Here is a 15,943-nt window from a genome sequence, read left to right as displayed (position 1 = left end):
CGAGGTGTGACCTTCGGGGGATGTGTCGCCACATGGGCTATGACTCGAAGCTACTCTGAGACCCGCCATGTGGACGAAACTGGTGCCTGCCGCGGCACTCCTCACGACGGTCGCTCTCACCGGGGGCGCCCACGCCGCTCCTGCCACCCCGATCGGGGGCGAGTCGCTGAGCAGCCGTGGACTCGTCGCCCCCGACGGAGTCAAGGCGCCGCCGAAGAGCAAGGCCACCTCGTACGTGATCGCCGACGCCGAGACCGGGCAGGTGCTCGCGGCGAAGAACCCACACGGCCGTCTCCTCCCGGCCAGCACGCTCAAGGCGCTGACCGCGCTCACGCTCATCCCCCTGCTCGACAAGAAGCTCACGGTCAGGCCGAGCCGCAACGCGGCCAACCAGGAGGGCAGCGCGGTCGGGCTGACCACCAAGCCCATCTACAAGGTGGACGACCTGTTCAAGGCGCTGATGATGTCGTCCGGCAACGACGCCGCCATGGCGCTGGCCGAGACGAACGGCGGCCTGGAGAAGACGCTGCGTGACATGAACACCTTGGCCAAGCGCCTGCAGGCGAACGACACCGTGGCCAAGACGCCCAGCGGCCTGGACAAGCCGGGGCAGAGCAGCTCGGCCTACGACCTGGCGCTGATCGCGCGGGCCGGCCTCGCCAACCCTGACTTCCGGCGATACATCAGCACCAAGACCGCCAAGTTCCCGGCGCCCAAGAACTACTACGAGATCAGCAACCACAACAAGCTGCTCTGGCGCTACAAGGGCATGATCGGCGTCAAGAACGGCTGGACGTCGAAGGCGCAGGGCAGCTTCATCGGCGCGGCCACGCGCGACGGCCACACGATCATCGTCACGATCATGCGGCACGAGGGCTACTTCTGGGACGAGGTGGCCGACCTCCTCGACTGGGGCTTCGCCGCCAGGGGCAAGGTCACACCGGTCGGCCAGTTGGTCGACCCGCTCCCCGTCAAGCCGCCGGTGCAGCGTCAGGTCACCGCGTCGCCGGCCGCCTCGTCGCCCGTCAAGCCGCCGCCGATGCTCGACGCGTCCCAGCGGACCGATACCAGCCGCCTGGTGGGCTCGGCCGTGGTCGGCGGCGGGCTGCTGCTCGGGGTGACGTGGCTCTGGTACGGCATCCGCCGCAAGCGCTCACGCCGCTGAGGAGCCGCCCGTCTGCCCAGGCGGCGCCCCGTTCTTCGAGGGTTCGTCCTCCGGCGACCCGCTCGACGGGATCGGCGAGGGCGCGGGAGGGGGGCTGAGCCCCGCCGTCGCCGTCCAGGCGGCGACGTAGAGCGCGAGCCGGGCCGAGAAGTTGATCCAGAGCAGCAGGCCCACGATGACCGCGAACGTGCCGTACAGCGGGTTGCCGAGCGTGTGGCTCAGCAGCAGCCCAGCCAGTTGCTTGAGCAGCCCGAACCCGATCGCGCCGAGCAACGCGCCACGGGCGACGTAACGGAAGGACCCGAGCGGCGGGGCGACCCAGCCCAGCACGATCACGAAGATCAGCCAGTCGGCGGCCAGCCCGGCCGCGAGCCCGGCGAGGAACAACCCTCCGGTGTTGAACCCCGTGGCGTCGAGGTTGAGGAAGCTCACCACCGTCGTCGTCGCCTGCGTGGCGAACCCGGAGACCGCCACCGAGGCCAGGATGGTCAGCCCGAGCAGGATGAGCGAGAGCAGGTCGCGCAGCTTGCCGAGGAAGAAGTTGAGCGGCGGCGTGGTCGTCATCGAGATCTCGCGCAGCGCTCCGCGCAGCGCGTCGACGGCGCCCAGCCCGGCGTAGAGCAGGCCGAGCAGGCCGATGATCCCGGCGGTCCCCTTCGCCTGCGCGATGCCGTTGATGTCGAGCTGCTCGGCGAAGCCGGGAAACTGGTCGTCGATGACCTGGGTCAACGCGTCGATGGCGTTCTGGTCGTTGCTCAGGACGTAGCCGAGCACCGCGAAGGCCAGCGCGATCAGCGGGAAGAACGACAGGAACGCGAAGTAGGTGACCGCGCCCGCCAGCCGGTTGCCGCTCTGGAGCTCATAGCGCTGGACGGTCCTGATCAGATGGTCGAGCCAGGGGCGCCGGACCCTCCAGTCTTCGACCAGGCGGCGCCCCTTGGCCTTCGCCGCCGCGATCCGCTCGGTCAGGCCTGACATCGTGCTCGTCGCCGGCCGTCAGGTGGGCAGGAAGCCGATGCGGTCGCGGACCTCGATCATGGTCTGCTCGGCGACCTGGCGGGCGCGCTCGGCGCCGATCGCCAGCAGCCGGTCGAGCTCGGTCTCGTCCGACAGCAGCTTCTCCGTACGCTCGCGGATCGGCGTGAAGGTGTCGGCCACCGCCTCGGCCACGTCCTTCTTGAAGGCGCCGTAGCCCTGGCCCTGGTAGCGGGTGACCAGCTCGGGGATCGGCGTGCCGGTCAGCGCCGACTGGATGCGCAGCAGGTTGGACACACCGGGTTTATTCTCCTCGTCGAAGAACACCTCGGAGCCGGTGTCGGTGACCGCGCGCATCACCTTCTTGCGCAGCGGACCGGGCTGCTCCAGCACGTCGAGGATGCCCGCCGGGCTGGACGACGACTTGGACATCTTGGCCGTCGGGTCCTGGAGGTCGGTGATCTTCTCGACCTCCTTGAGGATGTACGGCTCGGGCATCGTGAACGTGTCACCGAAGCGGTGGTTGAAGCGCTGGGCCAGGTCACGGGTCAGCTCGAGGTGCTGCTTCTGGTCGGCGCCGACGGGCACGCTGTCGGCCTGGTAGATGAGGACGTCGGCGGCCATCAGAATCGGGTAGGTGAAGAGGCCGACGCTGGCGGCGCTCTCCCCGAACCTGGCCGCCTTGTCCTTGAACTGCGTCATCCGGCCGGCCTCGCCCATGCCGGTCAGGCAGTTCAGGATCCAGGCCAGCTCCGTGTGCTGGCGCACGTGCGACTGCACGAACAGGGTCGACCGCTCGGGGTCGAGCCCGGCGGCGAACAGCTGCGCGGCGGCCACACGGGTGCGGCGGCGCAGGTCGGCCGGGTCGGTCGGCACGGTGATCGCGTGCAGATCGACCACACAGTAGAAGGCGTCGTGGGTCTCCTGCAGCGGAACCCATTGACGGACCGCACCCAGGTAGTTGCCCAGGTGGAAGGAGTCCGCGGTGGGCTGGATGCCGGAAAGAACACGAGGTCTGGCCATAGCAGGTAATTGTGTCAGGAATCCTGGTCGGTCGCCGACTCGATGACAGGTCGGCGTTTCACTCTCACGCGGGCGATGCGGCGGCCGTCGAGCTCGGTGACGGTCAGCTCGAAGCCCGGCACCTCCACTTTCTCACCCACGGTGGGGACGTGCCCGAGCACGGCCATCACGAACCCTCCCAGCGTCTCGTACGGCCCGCTGGGCAGCTTGATGCCGGTCTCGGCGGCGAAGTCGTTGAGGTTGGTCAGCCCGTCGATCTCGATCTCGCCGGCCGGGAGGACGACAGTGTCGCCCTCGACGTCGTACTCGTCCCTGATGTCGCCGATCAGCTCCTCGACCAGGTCCTCAAGGGTGACGATGCCGGCCGTGCCGCCGTACTCGTCGACCACGATGGCCAGGTGGTGTCCCTCGTCGCGCATCTCCGACAGGGTGGTGAGCACCCGCTTGGAGGCGGGCACGAACTTGACCGGCCTGATCGGCACCAGCTCGCTGATCGGCTCGATGCGGCCGGTGAGCACCGGGTCGAGCAGGTCGCGCACGTGCACGAACCCGATGACCTCGTCGTAGGACTCGCGGTAGACCGGGAAGCGCGAGTGGGGCAGCGCCGCCACCAGCACCGCCGCCTCGGCGAGCGGGGTGTCGGCCTCCATGAACTCGACCTCCGTCCGCGGCAGCATCACCTCGCGACACTGACGCTTGCCGGCGGCGAACACCTCGGCGATCAGGTGGCGCTCGTCGGCCGTGAGGTCGGTGTGGCCGACCACCATGTCGCGCAGCTCCTCGGTGGTCACCTCCTCGGTGTCGGCCTGCGGGTTGCCGCCCAGCAGCCTGACCACGCCGTCGGTCGACTTCGACAGCGCCCAGATGATCGGCCGCGACAGGGCGGCGATCCGGTCGAGGAAGGGCGCCACGAACAGCGCGAAGCCCTCGGCCCGCTGCCTGGCCAGCCGCTTGGGCGCCAGCTCGCCGAGCACCAGCGACACGTACGAGATGGCCAGCGTGACCAGGACGAGCGCGAGCACGTCGGCGAGCGCGGCCGGCGCCCCCCACCGCTCCAGGACGGGCGCGAGCTGCATGCCGAGCCGGTCGGCGCCGAACGCGGCCGACAGCATGGTGGCGACCGTCACCCCGATCTGCACGGCCGACAGGAACCGGTTGGGGTCACGGGCCAGTTTGGCCACCCGCTCTCCCCGGCGGCCGTGCTGGGCGAGCTTGCGCACCTGGCTCTCGCGCAGGGTGACCATCGCCATCTCGGCGGCCGCGAAGAAACCGCCGACCAGAATGAAGAGCAGGACCAGGACGATATTGGCGACGACGGTGTCAAACATGGTGGTTGGCAGCGTACTCAACGCCTTTCCCACGTATGCTGAACGGCGAGCCGTACAAAATCAAACATATTCCAACAGGGGTGGACATGAGACTGCTGGTGACCGGGGGTGCCGGATATGTCGGCAGTGTCGTCGCGGCGCAACTCGTCGAGGCGGGCCACGAGGTGACCGTGCTCGACGACCTGTCGACCGGGCACGCCGACGCGGTGCCGGAGGGGGCCCGGTTCGTCCAGGGGTCGATCAGCGAGCCCGGCGACACTCTGGCGGGCGTCGACGCGGTGCTGCACTTCGCGGCCAAGTCGCTGGTCGGCGAGTCGGTGGCCGATCCCGGTCTCTACTGGTCGCACAACCTCGGCGGCACGCTGGCACTGCTGGAGGCGATGCACGAGCGGGGCGTGCGCCGGATCGTGTTCTCCTCCACGGCGGCCACCTACGGCGAGCCGGAGCGCTCCCCCATCCTGGAGACCGACCCGACCCGGCCCACCAACCCCTACGGCGCCTCCAAGCTGGCCGTCGACACCGCGCTCACCGCGTACGCGGGGCTGCGCGGGCTCGGGGCCGTCAGCCTGCGTTACTTCAACGTGGCCGGCGCCTACGGCCGCTACCGCGAGCGGCACGCGATCGAGACCCATCTCATCCCCAACGTGCTCAAAGTCGCCACCGGCGAGCGCGAGTCGGTGAGCGTCTTCGGCACCGACTACCCCACTTCCGACGGAACGTGCGTTCGCGACTACATCCATGTGGCCGACCTCGCCCGCGCCCACCTGCTGGCACTGGAGGCGGTCACCGAGGGAGCGCACACGATCTACAACCTCGGCAGCGGCGCCGGCTTCTCCGTCCAGGAGGTGATCTCCGTCTGCCGCGAGGTCACCGGTCACGAGATCCCCGCCGTCCTCGGGCCGCGCCGCGACGGCGACCCCGCCGAGTTGGTCGCCTCCTCGGCGAAAATCCAGCGTGAGCTGGGCTGGAAGGCCGAGCGGCCGGCGCTGCGCGACATCGTCTCCGATGCCTGGGCAGCGCTTTCCGGCAAATGAGGTATACAGCCGCCAGATATATGCTCTGATACCGAAATGTGAGGGGCTTTTCACCAAGGGTCACGAAGCTGCTCTTCGCCGTCCTCGTCATCCTGGGCAGCCTGAGCGCCGGAGCGGCCGTGGTCTTCGTCACGCCGATCCCGGCTCCGGCGTCGGAACCGAGCGCTCCCTGCACCGTGACGGAAAGCCCCGACTGACCGGGTCAACGGTCGGCCGGGGCCGGGGTCGTACTGCGGGGCGGGAGTCTAGATGAGGCCGAGGGACCTGACCGCGTCGCGCTCCTCGATGAGCTCGCCGACGCTGGCGTCGATGCGCTCGCGGGAGAAGGCGTCGATCTCAAGCCCCTGGATGATCTCGAACCTGCCGTCCACCGCGCGCACCGGGAACGACGAGATGAGACCCTCCGGCACCCCGTAGGAGCCGTCGGAGACCACCGCGGCGGAGGTCCAGTCGGTGCCGTTGACCCAGTCGTGGACGTGGTCGATCGCCGCGTTGGCCGCCGAGGCCGCCGACGAGGCGCCGCGCGCCTCGATGATGGCCGCGCCGCGCTTGGCGACGGTCGGGATGAACGTGTCGCGCAGCCACTCGCCGTCGACCTGCTCGGCCGCGATCTTGCCGCCCACCTCGGCGCGGTAGAGGTCGGGGTACTGCGTGGCGGAGTGGTTGCCCCAGATCGTCATGTGCCTGATCTCGGTCACCGGCACCTGGAGCTTCGCCGCGAGCTGCGACAGCGCGCGGTTGTGGTCGAGGCGGGTCATCGCGGTGAAGCGCTCGGCGGGCACGTCGGGGGCGTTCTGCTGGGCGATGAGCGCGTTGGTGTTGGCCGGGTTGCCGACGACCAGGACCCTGATGTCGTCGGCCGCGTGGTCGTTGATCGCCTTGCCCTGCGGGCCGAAGATGCCGCCGTTGGCGCCGAGCAGGTCGCCGCGCTCCATGCCGGCCTTACGCGGCATGGCGCCCACCAGCAGCGCCACGTTGGCGCCGGCGAAGGCCACGTCGGGACTGTCGGTGATCTCGATGCCCGACAGCAGCGGGAAGGCGCAGTCGTCGAGCTCCATGGCGGTGCCCTCGGCCGCCTTCACCGCCTGGGGGATCTCCAGCAGGCTCAGCTTGACCGGCACGTTCGCGCCCAGCAGCTGGCCCGACGCGATGCGGAACAGCAGCGCGTAGCCGATCTGACCGGCGGCTCCGGTGACGGTCACCTTGACGGGCGTGGCCATGGCCTTCCCCTAACTCACGGGATGTTGGTTGACTTTCGGATGTTACCCGCTCGTCATCCGCAGGGCTCCATCGCGGGCACCTTCAGCTCCGGAGCGAAGTCGACCTTGCCGAAGTGCCTGGTGAGGAGCTGTTTCATGGTGCCAGAGACGTAGAGGTCGGCGATCACGGCCTTGACCGCCTTGCAGGTCTTGACGTCACCCCGCTTGATGCCGACGGCGTAGCGCTCGTCGGTGAGCTTGGCGCCGAGGATCTTGTAGCGGAGGTTCTCGCGGCCGGCGAACCCCGCCAGGATGAGGTCGTCGCCGGGCACCGCGTCGACCTGGCCGCTCCTCAGCAGGTCCATGCACTGGGCGTAGTCGCCGGCCGGCACCGGCTCCACCCGCACCTTGGCCTGCACCCTGCCGACCGACGGGCTGTCGGGGGCGCAGATCTTGCGGCCCTTGAGGTCGGCCAGGGAGTCGATGCCGGCGCCGTCGCGGACCAGGAGGTCCTGGTGGGCCAGGTAGTAGGGGCCGGCGAATCCGATCTCGCTCCTGTCGATGGAGTAGGTGGCCAGCACCAGGTCCACCGTGCCGTCGGCCAGCGTGTCGGCCCTGTCGCCGCGCGAGACCCTGACGAACGCCGTCTGTCGTGCCCCCAGCTCGGTCGCGATCCGCCTGCCCAGCTCGACGTCGAAGCCCTCGAACCCGCCGTTGCGCTCCAGGCCGATGCCCGGCAGGTCGCCCTTCACGCCGATCACCAGCTTGCCGGTCGTCGCCACCTTGTCGACCACGCTGGTGAACGGCCCCGGCGAGGTCGGGCTGCCCGTGATCCCGGCCTGCCGCTGGCCGCCGAACGCCCGCTGTGGCCAGCCGTTCGCCACGGCCACGAGCACGGCGCCGGCGATCAGGAGCAGCGTGACGGCCAGCGCGGCCCACCACATCCGGCGCCGCCCCCGGCGTGCCGGAGACCCCGGCCGGGTGCCGGGCGCGGCCGGACCTTCCGACGTCCAGGGCACCGGCGCGCCCCCGGCCTGCGCGGACGTCCCCTCCCATGGCTCGGGCGGCACGGGGTTCCGCACGGACGTCTCCGGAGACTCCGAAGACGTCCCAGAACCTTGTGAGGACGTCCCCGAACCGGTGGAGGACGTCCCGGCGGTGCGCGCGGACGCCCCCTGGCGTGGGGTGACGTCCGCGGGGGACTCACCCGACCTGGAGCCGGTCAGGCCGGCCCGGGGCTCGATCCGGGTCGCGGAGACCCGCTTGAACGGCGTGGTGTCGTCGCTCGCCACCTGGACGCCCCGGGTGAGCAGGGCGGTGGACGCGCTCACCGACTCGGGCTGGCCGAGCAGCCGCAGCAGGATCTGGTCGGCCGAGGGCCGCTCGGCGGGCGCCTTGGCCAGCGCCGACCGCACGACTCCGCGCAGCGGCTCGGGCATCATGCTGACGTCGACCTCGTGGTTGAGGATCCGGTTGAGCACCACGGCGATCGAGTTGCCCTCGAAGACGGCCTGCCCGGTCGCCGCGAACGCGATGGTCGCCCCCCAGGCGAACACGTCCGTGAAGGGCCCGACGTCGTCACCGGCGATCTGCTCGGGCGCCATGTAGGCGGGGGTGCCGATGGCCCGGCTGGTGATCGTCCCGGTGGAGTCGATGATCCGGGCGATCCCGAAGTCGACCACCCGCGGCCCGTCGGCGGCGATCAGCACGTTGTCGGGCTTGAAGTCACGGTGCACGATCGAGGCGTGGTGGATCGCGGTGAGGGCGGTGGCGGTGCCGATGGCCAGCCGGTCGAGCGCCGTGCCCCGCAGCGGCCCGTCGTCGTCGACGATGTCGCGCAGCGCGCGCCCGTCGATGTACTCGCTGGCGATGTACGGCGTGTCGCCGTCGAGGTCGGCCTCGATGACCCGGGCGGTGCAGAACGACGCCACCCGCTGCGCCGCCTTCAGCTCACGGGCGAAGCGCGACCTGGCGATCGTGTCGCCGCTGAACTTGATGTGCAGCAGCTTGATGGCGGCCTGTTCGTCCTGTTCGTTGACGCCCAGGTAGACGATGCCCTGGCCGCCCTCTCCGATCCGTCCGGACAGCCTGAACGACCCCAGCTCGCCAGGGTCGCCGGCAACCAGCGGCGAGATCTGCGGCATTCGTCTTCCCCACATGTGCACATTGCCCGACGAGGCAAACTTTACGACGCCCACGAACTCATCAGTGAACTGTTAACCGTTCGTGACGTCAGGTTTTGCCGACTCTCTGTCAAGAATGATGACGCACCCGTCCTCATTCGCCAGAATCACGCATCGCGAGGAGCCCCCGAAAATGGACCGCGCATATGACATCGTGTTGTTCGGAGCGAGCGGGTTCACCGGCGCACTTACCGCCGCCTACCTGGCGAAAAACGCCGGACCCGAGGTGCGGTGGGCGCTCGCCGGCCGCAACCCCGCCAAACTGCGCGCGCTCGGCGTCGACGCGCCGATCCTGGTCGCCGACGCCACCGACCCCGCCTCGCTGGCCGAGGTCGCGCGCCAGGCCCGGGTCGTGGTCACGACCGTCGGCCCCTACCTCACGTACGGCGAGCGGTTGGTGGCGGCCTGCGCGGAAGCGGGCACCCACTACCTCGACCTGACGGGCGAGCCCGAGTTCGTGGACCGCGTGTACGTCGACCACCACGCCACGGCCCAGCGGACCGGGGCGAAGCTCGTCCACGCGTGCGGCTTCGACTCCATCCCGTACGACCTCGGCGTGCTCTACACGGTCAACCGGTTGCCCGAGGGAGTCCCGCTCAGGGTCAGCGGCTTCATGCGGGCCGACCTCCGGATGTCCGGCGGCACCCTGCACTCGGGCCTGACGGTCTTCTCCCGCCCGCTCCAGATGATCGCGGCGGACGCCCGGCGCCGGTCGGCCGAGGCCAGGCCCTGGGGGCGCCGGATCAGCTCCCGCGCGGGTGGCCTGCGTTACGTGGGCGGCTGGGCGCTGCCGATGCCCACCCTCGACCCGCGGATCGTCGGCTACTCGGCCCGCCTCCTCGACAGGTACGGCCCCGATTTCGCGTATCGCCAGTACTACGCGGTCAGGCGTCTCCCGGCCGCGCTGACGGCTGTGGCGGGGGCCGGCGCGCTGGTCGCGATGGCCCAGCTCCCCCCGGCCCGTGACTGGCTGATGAGCCGCCTGCGACCGGGTGACGGGCCCTCTCCGGAGCAGCGGGCGAAGAGCTGGTTCAACGTCACCTTCCTCGGCGAGGGCGGCGGCGAACGCGTCGTCACCGAGGTCGCGGGCGGCGACCCGGGCTATGACGAGACCGCCAAGATGCTCGCCGAGTCGGCTCTCTGCCTGGCCTTCGACGACGTCCCCGAGCGGGCGGGCCAGCTCACGACGGCGAGCGCCATGGGCACGCATCTCATTGACCGCCTCGACCGGGCGGGCATCACCTTCCGGACTCGCACGCCGACCGGAACATGACCTCCTGCCAGGGGCCCTCCACCTCGCCCTGCGCCGCGGTAACGGCAGTGGTCCCCCACCAGTGACCGACTTCGAACACGACCGGGACGATCTCCGAGTCGAAGAGCTCACAGTCGATGACGTCCAGGCTGAGCGTCAGCTGGAGCTGCCCGCCGGCCCGGATCGTGTGGGGGAACCGGCCGCCGCCCATCGAGGCGGGCGTGAAGCCGTCGACGGTCACCGAGGCGAGCCTGAGGCTGTCGGCGCGGACGCCGACCCCGGTGACCGTGACGGGCAGCCAGCCGTCGTTGACGAAGCGCAGTCGCGCCTCGGCCCTCGGATGTCGCGGCCGGCCGAGGTCGTCCTTGCCCCAGAGCAGGTCGCTGCCGCTTCCCCCGGCGTGTGACAGGCGGGGCACGATCCCGCCAACCTGCCAGGCGCTCACCACGAGGAGGGCGACCAGCGCGAGCGCGCACACCACCTCGATCAAGCGCCTGCTCTCGCGCCTGGAGGCCAGGCCCGCCCTCTTGTCGAGCCGCTCCCACACGTCATCCCGGATCACGCATTCCCCCTGTCAGGCGTTTCCGAATTCTGCTACTTTTTCCGGCGTGACGAAAGCGGATACTTGTTACTAATCGTATTCCTGGCCGGTTTGGTGCTGGCGCTTCGACTCGCATTGACGAGTGTTGACTCGCCAATGGACCGCACGGCCGCAGAACGGTTCGCCCGCCGCCAACGGGTGGATTTCACCATTTTCAATGGCGACCGGATTCTGCTTTATCTGCAGGTCAGGCGTCGATACCGGTGGCTGGGCGCGGCAACGGGACTGGTGTGCTGCGTCGCCACTTTCACGCAGGGCGCGATTGTCATCAGCGCCTATCTCCCCCTGGCCGGTTGGCTGCTCGGGTCGATCGTGGCCGAAATCGGATTCGCCCGGTCCAGGCCTCGGGTGCGTCGCCGTCTCGACGTCCGGCTCGCTCCACCGAGACTCACTTCCCTGTGGCGGCTGGGCGCCTCGATCTCCGTTGCCGTCGCGCTCAGCGCCGTCGCGCGTTCGTACGGGATGGAGGTGGGGGTCAGGGAGCGGCTCTACGCGGTGCTCACCCTCGGCGTGGTGCTCACCGTGCACCTGATCGTCAGGGACCTGCACCGCCGGGCACTGGTGGCGGGCCCGGCGGACCTGGTGGGGGCCGAGCTCGCGATCCGCTCCGGATCCGCCCGCTCGCTGCTCGCGACCGGCACGACCATCGCCCTGTGGACCGCGTCGGGCAGCCTGCCCGACCTTCCCGATCTGGGGCAACCGGCCGTTGTGCTGATCGCGCTCGGCCTGCCGCTCCTCGTCCTGGGCACCGTCACGGACACCTGGCAGGTCACGTACGCCTTGAGCGGACGCCCGGCCTGGCCCGCGCTGGCCGCGACCCTGCTCGCCGCGGCGCTCACGGCGACGTCACTCGTCTGGGCACCGCGGGAAGCGGGTGAACCCCGGCTGGACGACTGGTACGCCCTCCCCCACGCCCGGTTCGCCGACCTGGACCAGCGCACGGGCGCCTGGCGGCTGTGGGGCCCGGAGGGCGGGATCCAGGTCGGACAGGCCAGGGCCTACCTCTCGGGTGACGGGACCGCCGCCAGACCGGCGCCCCTGGCCCTCAGCGGCGACGGCCGGCACGTCGTCTACCTGGACCGTGCCTCGCGCCGCCTCGTTCTGGCCCACCTGCTGAGCAGGCGGGAGCGGCACCTCACCGGCCCCCTCGCCGACGAGGCCGTACCTGAGCCCGCCCTTTCCCATGACGGCCGGCACGTGAGCCTCACCACGGCCGCCGGCGTGGAGCTGATCGACACCACCACCGGCGCCCGAACTCCCCTCCCGGGCGTCCGGCGCGTCCTCGGCCTCGGCCCGGACGGCGGCGTGGCCACGACGGGGCTCGCCGCCCTGCCGGGCGCGCCCGACACCGAGCTCGTCACGTTCGACCACTCGGGCAAGGTGCGAACCCGTGTCCCCTTCGATCCCACGCTGCGCGTGCGGCTCTCCCCCGACGGCCGCACGCTGGCCGTCGTCACCCGGAACGAGATCGTGACCATGGATCCCGGCACGGGCGAGGTGCGCGGACGCGCCCACCTGCGCCTGCCCACGCACCCCGACGCCCCTGAGCCGCTGGGCTGGGACGAGGAGAGCCACGTGCTGGTGCGGATCGACCGTTATGGACAGGACAAAGGCGCCTATCACCTCGTCGACCCGGTCACGGGCAAGAGCCGGCCGCTCAGGGACATCCCCAACAACCTGTGGAACCCGGTGTTCGGCAAGGTTCCGTCCGGCGAGGACTCATGAGGAGCCCGTGGCTCTACGCCGTCGTCGCGCTGGCGATCCTGGCCGTCGCCTGGGTCGTCGCTCCCCTGCGGGCCGAGCCGCCGCCCCGGTTCGTCCGCCCCTCGGCGGAGCAGCCCGCGCCCGCCCCCGCCGTGCGCGAGCTCACCGGACCGGTGCCGGTCCCCATCCGGTACGCGTACGCGCCCTCCTGCCAGGACGGCGACGCGTGCCGTCACTGGATCCTGGTGTCGGCCCGAGGCGAGCGCTGGTGGCTGCCCGGCGCCGGAGACGAGGTGTCCCTGGCGCTCAGCGCCGACGGCCTGCGCGTGGCCTATCGCAGCGACACGGCAGGGGGGTTCGTCGTCCGCGACCTGAAGACGGGAACGACCAGATCCCTCACGGTGAAGCCGGAAGCCTCCATCGGTGAGTTCATCGGAGTTCGGCCCCCGCTGCTGTCTCCGGACGGCCGTCATCTGCTCGTCCAGAACGACCACCTGGACAAGAACGACGAGGTGGTGCTGGAGAGACCAGTGATCGTGGACATCGAACGGGGCACCGTGACCCGGCTGCCCGGCGGCGAGACGGTCATCGGCTGGACGGCGGCCGGGCTCGCCCTGGTGCGCGAGCGGAGCACGGACTCCCTGCCCGGGCATGTCTCCACGGCGTCGTTCGTCATCCGCTCACCCGGAGGCAAGGCCGTCCGCCGGACGGTCGTGCCGGGCAACCAGTCGCGGGCCTGGTTCTCCCCCTCGGGGCGCACCCTGGCCTCGCTGGCCAGGGAGGTCACCCCCGACGACCTGGTCACCACGGGTGTGGTCCTCGTCGGCACGTCGAAGGGACACCCCACGCGCACGGTCACGCCGCGACAGCCGGCCGGCCGGCGGATCGCGGAGATCCTCCGCTGGGAGGACGAGAACACGCTCGTCGTCAGAACGGCCGACGCCGGCAACACCGGCTCCTACAACCTCCTCGATCTGCGGGACGGAACCACGCGCCCGATCGAGATCAGCGTCCCGGACGGTGACGACCTGCGGGAAACCGCGCCCGTGCTGGGCAGCGTCCGTTAGTACGCCAGCGACCAGGTCTTGTACGAGGTGCGCAGGAACGGATCCTTGAACTTGGGATAGGCCACCGTGCTGACGTCGCCGTCGGAGGTGTAGCGCATGTCGGGGTTGCTCTTCAGCCAGTCGAGCCAGGCGGTGGAGCAGAACTGAGCGCAGTCACCCTTCTTGTCCATGGCCCGGATGCGCGGGATGCCGAGCGGCTCGAACGACTTGCTGAACGGCGACGGCGACGGCGTGTAGCCGGCCAGGAAGACGCCGCTGTGCTTGTAGGTCGTGTCGTGGAACTTGCCGCGCGCGGCCCACTCCTTGGTGTTCGGCTGGTTGCCGTACGGCAGGGCGATGGTGACCGGTTTGACGCCCGCGAGGGAGCCGACCTCCTGGGCGATGCTGCCGATCTGCTCCATGACCTGCTCGCGCGGGCGTCCACGCAGGTTGAGGTGGTCGCGGGTGTGGTTGCCGATGTCGAAGCCGTTGGCCTTCAGCCACTGCAGGGTCTGCGCCTGCTCCTCCCTGCCGACCTTGCCGAACATGTCGCGGGTCACGTAGAACGTCGCCACCGGCCGGAAGCCGGGATTCTTGGCCGCGACGTCCTGCAGGATCGCGATCGCCGTGTCGGGCTTGACCTGGCCCATCTCGTCCAGCGTGAGCTGCGAGGGCGAGGAGTCGTCGAAGGTGAGCACGACGGGGTGCTTGCCCGCCGGGATGTTGATCTTCCCGGTGACGAATTCGGCCGCGGTGACCGGCACGTACCCGTCGCGGACCAGCCGTTCGAGGTCCGAGCGGAACTGGCTGGGAGTGCGGTCGTCGGTCGTCGCCGGCTTCTCGATGACCCGGTGGAACATCAGCACGGGCACCTGTCCGAGCTCGTTGGCCTTGACCTTGGCCGCGGCGGCGAGTTTGGCCGCCTGCGCCTTCTGGGCCTTGGCCGCTGTGTCGGCCTTGGTGCTCTTGGCCTGGATGACCGGCTCCTCCGCGCAGCCGCTCAGCATCGCGGCGGCCGCGATCAACCCGACCCCACTCATCAAACGCAGTCGCATCCGAACCCCCCCGAGACGCGCACGACTGTTACGGGAAGGCTCCTACCCAGTTGATCAACTACGCCACGCCCGTGACCTCCCAAGAGATGTCCCGGACAACGAAAAGGGCCGCCCTCGGGCGGCCCTTCCCACAGCGGACGATCAAGCCATCTTCTTCTTGAGGTTCTCGTCCAGCGCGGCGAGGAAGTCCTGGGTGGTCAGCCACTTGGCGTCGCCGCCGACCAGCAGCGCGAGATCCTTGGTCATCTGGCCGTTCTCGACGGTCTCGACGCAGACCCGCTCCAGGGTGTCGGCGAACTCGGTCACCGCGGGGGTGTTGTCGAGCTTGCCCCGGTGGGCGAGGCCCCGCGTCCACGCGAAGATCGACGCGATCGGGTTGGTGGAAGTGGGGTTGCCCTTCTGGTGCTCGCGGTAGTGACGGGTCACGGTGCCGTGAGCGGCCTCGGCCTCGACGGTGCGGCCGTCGGGCGTCATCAGCACGGAGGTCATCAGGCCGAGCGAGCCGAAGCCCTGCGCGACGGTGTCGGACTGGACGTCGCCGTCGTAGTTCTTGCACGCCCAGACGTAGCCGCCCTCCCACTTGAGCGCCGCGGCGACCATGTCGTCGATGAGGCGGTGCTCGTAGGTGATGCCGGCCTTCTCGAAGTCGGCCTTGAACTCGGTCTCGTAGACCTCGGCGAAGATGTCCTTGAACCGGCCGTCGTAGGCCTTGAGGATCGTGTTCTTGGTCGAGAGGTAGACCGGGTAGTCGCGGGCGAGGCCGTAACGCATCGAGGCGCGGGCGAAGTCGCGGATCGACTCGTCCAGGTTGTACATCGCCATCGCGACGCCGCTGCCCGGGAAGTCGTACACGTCGAGCTCGATCGGCTCCGTGCCGTCCTTGGGGGTGAACGTCAACGTGAGCTTGCCCTCGCCGGGGATCTTCAGGTCGGTGGCGCGGTACTGGTCGCCGAAGGCGTGACGGCCGACGACGATCGGCTTGGTCCAGCCGGGGACGAGCCTCGGCACGTTGGACATGATGATCGGCTCGCGGAAGATGACGCCGCCCAGGATGTTGCGGATGGTCCCGTTGGGGGACTTCCACATCTTCTTCAGGCCGAACTCCTCGACCCGGGCCTCGTCAGGGGTGATCGTGGCGCACTTGACGCCCACACCGTACTTCTTGATGGCATTGGCGGCGTCGATCGTGACCTGGTCGTCCGTGGCGTCGCGGTGCTCGATGCCGAGGTCGTAGTACTTCAGGTCGACGTCGAGGTAGGGAAGGATCAGCTGGTCCTTGATGAACTGCCAGATGATCCGGGTCATCTCGTCGCCGTCAAGCTCGACGACCGGACCCTCCACCTTGATCTTGGGCATGCGAATGGTTCCCCTTCAATGA

The 15,943-nt window shown here is 69.8% G+C and carries 13 protein-coding genes; 5 read left to right on the top strand and 8 right to left on the bottom strand.

Features of this window, described 5'->3' with window-relative positions:
• Positions 1–67: 67 nt before the first annotated feature.
• On the top strand, positions 68–1,165 hold the full coding sequence (locus AC5L3X_RS18910) for a D-alanyl-D-alanine carboxypeptidase family protein (protein WP_494858418.1): 1,098 nt from the start codon (positions 68–70) through the stop codon (positions 1,163–1,165).
• Here AC5L3X_RS18910 and AC5L3X_RS18905 read toward each other — a convergent pair.
• Genes AC5L3X_RS18905 through AC5L3X_RS18895 form a run of 3 tightly spaced genes read right to left on the bottom strand, consistent with a single transcriptional unit; the run spans position 1,154 to position 4,491 of the window.
• Positions 1,154–2,143 (bottom strand): YihY/virulence factor BrkB family protein, encoded by a 990-nt coding sequence (locus tag AC5L3X_RS18905; protein WP_494858416.1) that lies wholly within the window; start codon positions 2,141–2,143, stop codon positions 1,154–1,156. The two genes, AC5L3X_RS18910 and AC5L3X_RS18905, sit on opposite strands and share 12 nt — an antisense overlap.
• 18 nt (positions 2,144–2,161) lie before the next feature.
• On the bottom strand, positions 2,162–3,163 hold the full coding sequence (gene trpS, locus AC5L3X_RS18900) for a tryptophan--tRNA ligase (RefSeq protein ID WP_494858415.1): 1,002 nt from the start codon (positions 3,161–3,163) through the stop codon (positions 2,162–2,164).
• Positions 3,164–3,177: 14 nt separating this feature from the next.
• The gene (locus AC5L3X_RS18895) at positions 3,178–4,491 is read right to left on the bottom strand and encodes a hemolysin family protein (RefSeq protein ID WP_494858413.1); all 1,314 of its coding nucleotides are present in this window, start codon (positions 4,489–4,491) and stop codon (positions 3,178–3,180) included.
• Between the two features lie 86 nt (positions 4,492–4,577).
• Here AC5L3X_RS18895 and galE point away from each other — a divergent pair, with 86 nt between their 5' ends.
• Positions 4,578–5,525 (top strand): UDP-glucose 4-epimerase GalE, encoded by a 948-nt coding sequence (galE, locus tag AC5L3X_RS18890; protein WP_494858411.1) that lies wholly within the window; start codon positions 4,578–4,580, stop codon positions 5,523–5,525.
• Positions 5,526–5,770: 245 nt separating this feature from the next.
• Here galE and AC5L3X_RS18885 read toward each other — a convergent pair whose 3' ends face one another.
• Both AC5L3X_RS18885 and AC5L3X_RS18880 read right to left on the bottom strand, forming a co-directional pair.
• The gene (locus tag AC5L3X_RS18885; protein WP_494858409.1) at positions 5,771–6,745 is read right to left on the bottom strand and encodes a malate dehydrogenase; all 975 of its coding nucleotides are present in this window, start codon (positions 6,743–6,745) and stop codon (positions 5,771–5,773) included.
• A gap of 53 nt (positions 6,746–6,798) precedes the next feature.
• Positions 6,799–8,868: a serine/threonine-protein kinase gene (locus AC5L3X_RS18880; RefSeq protein ID WP_494858408.1), complete on the bottom strand. Its 2,070-nt coding sequence runs from the start codon at positions 8,866–8,868 to the stop codon at positions 6,799–6,801.
• 172 nt (positions 8,869–9,040) lie between these two features.
• Here AC5L3X_RS18880 and AC5L3X_RS18875 point away from each other — a divergent pair, with 172 nt between their 5' ends.
• A complete protein-coding gene (locus AC5L3X_RS18875) occupies positions 9,041–10,180 on the top strand; it encodes a saccharopine dehydrogenase family protein (RefSeq protein WP_494858406.1) in 1,140 nt (379 codons plus the stop codon).
• Here the strand turns inward: AC5L3X_RS18875 and AC5L3X_RS18870 are convergent.
• Positions 10,146–10,721, bottom strand: a complete 576-nt coding sequence (locus AC5L3X_RS18870; RefSeq protein WP_494858405.1) for a hypothetical protein — start codon at positions 10,719–10,721, stop codon at positions 10,146–10,148. The genes AC5L3X_RS18875 and AC5L3X_RS18870 overlap by 35 nt on opposite strands.
• A gap of 387 nt (positions 10,722–11,108) precedes the next feature.
• Here AC5L3X_RS18870 and AC5L3X_RS18865 point away from each other — a divergent pair, with 387 nt between their 5' ends.
• Positions 11,109–12,485 (top strand): hypothetical protein, encoded by a 1,377-nt coding sequence (locus tag AC5L3X_RS18865; protein WP_494858404.1) that lies wholly within the window; start codon positions 11,109–11,111, stop codon positions 12,483–12,485.
• Positions 12,482–13,531 carry a TolB-like translocation protein gene (locus tag AC5L3X_RS18860; protein WP_494858403.1) on the top strand — a complete coding sequence of 350 codons (1,050 nt, stop codon included), beginning with the start codon at positions 12,482–12,484 and terminating at the stop codon, positions 13,529–13,531. Before AC5L3X_RS18865 ends, AC5L3X_RS18860 begins: the two co-directional genes overlap by 4 nt.
• Here the strand turns inward: AC5L3X_RS18860 and AC5L3X_RS18855 are convergent.
• The gene (locus AC5L3X_RS18855) at positions 13,528–14,565 is read right to left on the bottom strand and encodes a polysaccharide deacetylase family protein (protein WP_494858401.1); all 1,038 of its coding nucleotides are present in this window, start codon (positions 14,563–14,565) and stop codon (positions 13,528–13,530) included. The two genes, AC5L3X_RS18860 and AC5L3X_RS18855, sit on opposite strands and share 4 nt — an antisense overlap.
• A gap of 141 nt (positions 14,566–14,706) precedes the next feature.
• Complete coding sequence (locus tag AC5L3X_RS18850; RefSeq protein WP_494858399.1) at positions 14,707–15,921, bottom strand: NADP-dependent isocitrate dehydrogenase; 1,215 nt, start codon at positions 15,919–15,921, stop codon at positions 14,707–14,709.
• Positions 15,922–15,943: the final 22 nt, after the last annotated feature.

The sequence above is a fragment of the Nonomuraea sp. CX421 genome, from assembly GCF_059358955.1.
The sequence above is the reverse complement of the archived record's forward strand: the minus strand, read 5'-3'. Positions and strand labels throughout refer to the sequence as shown.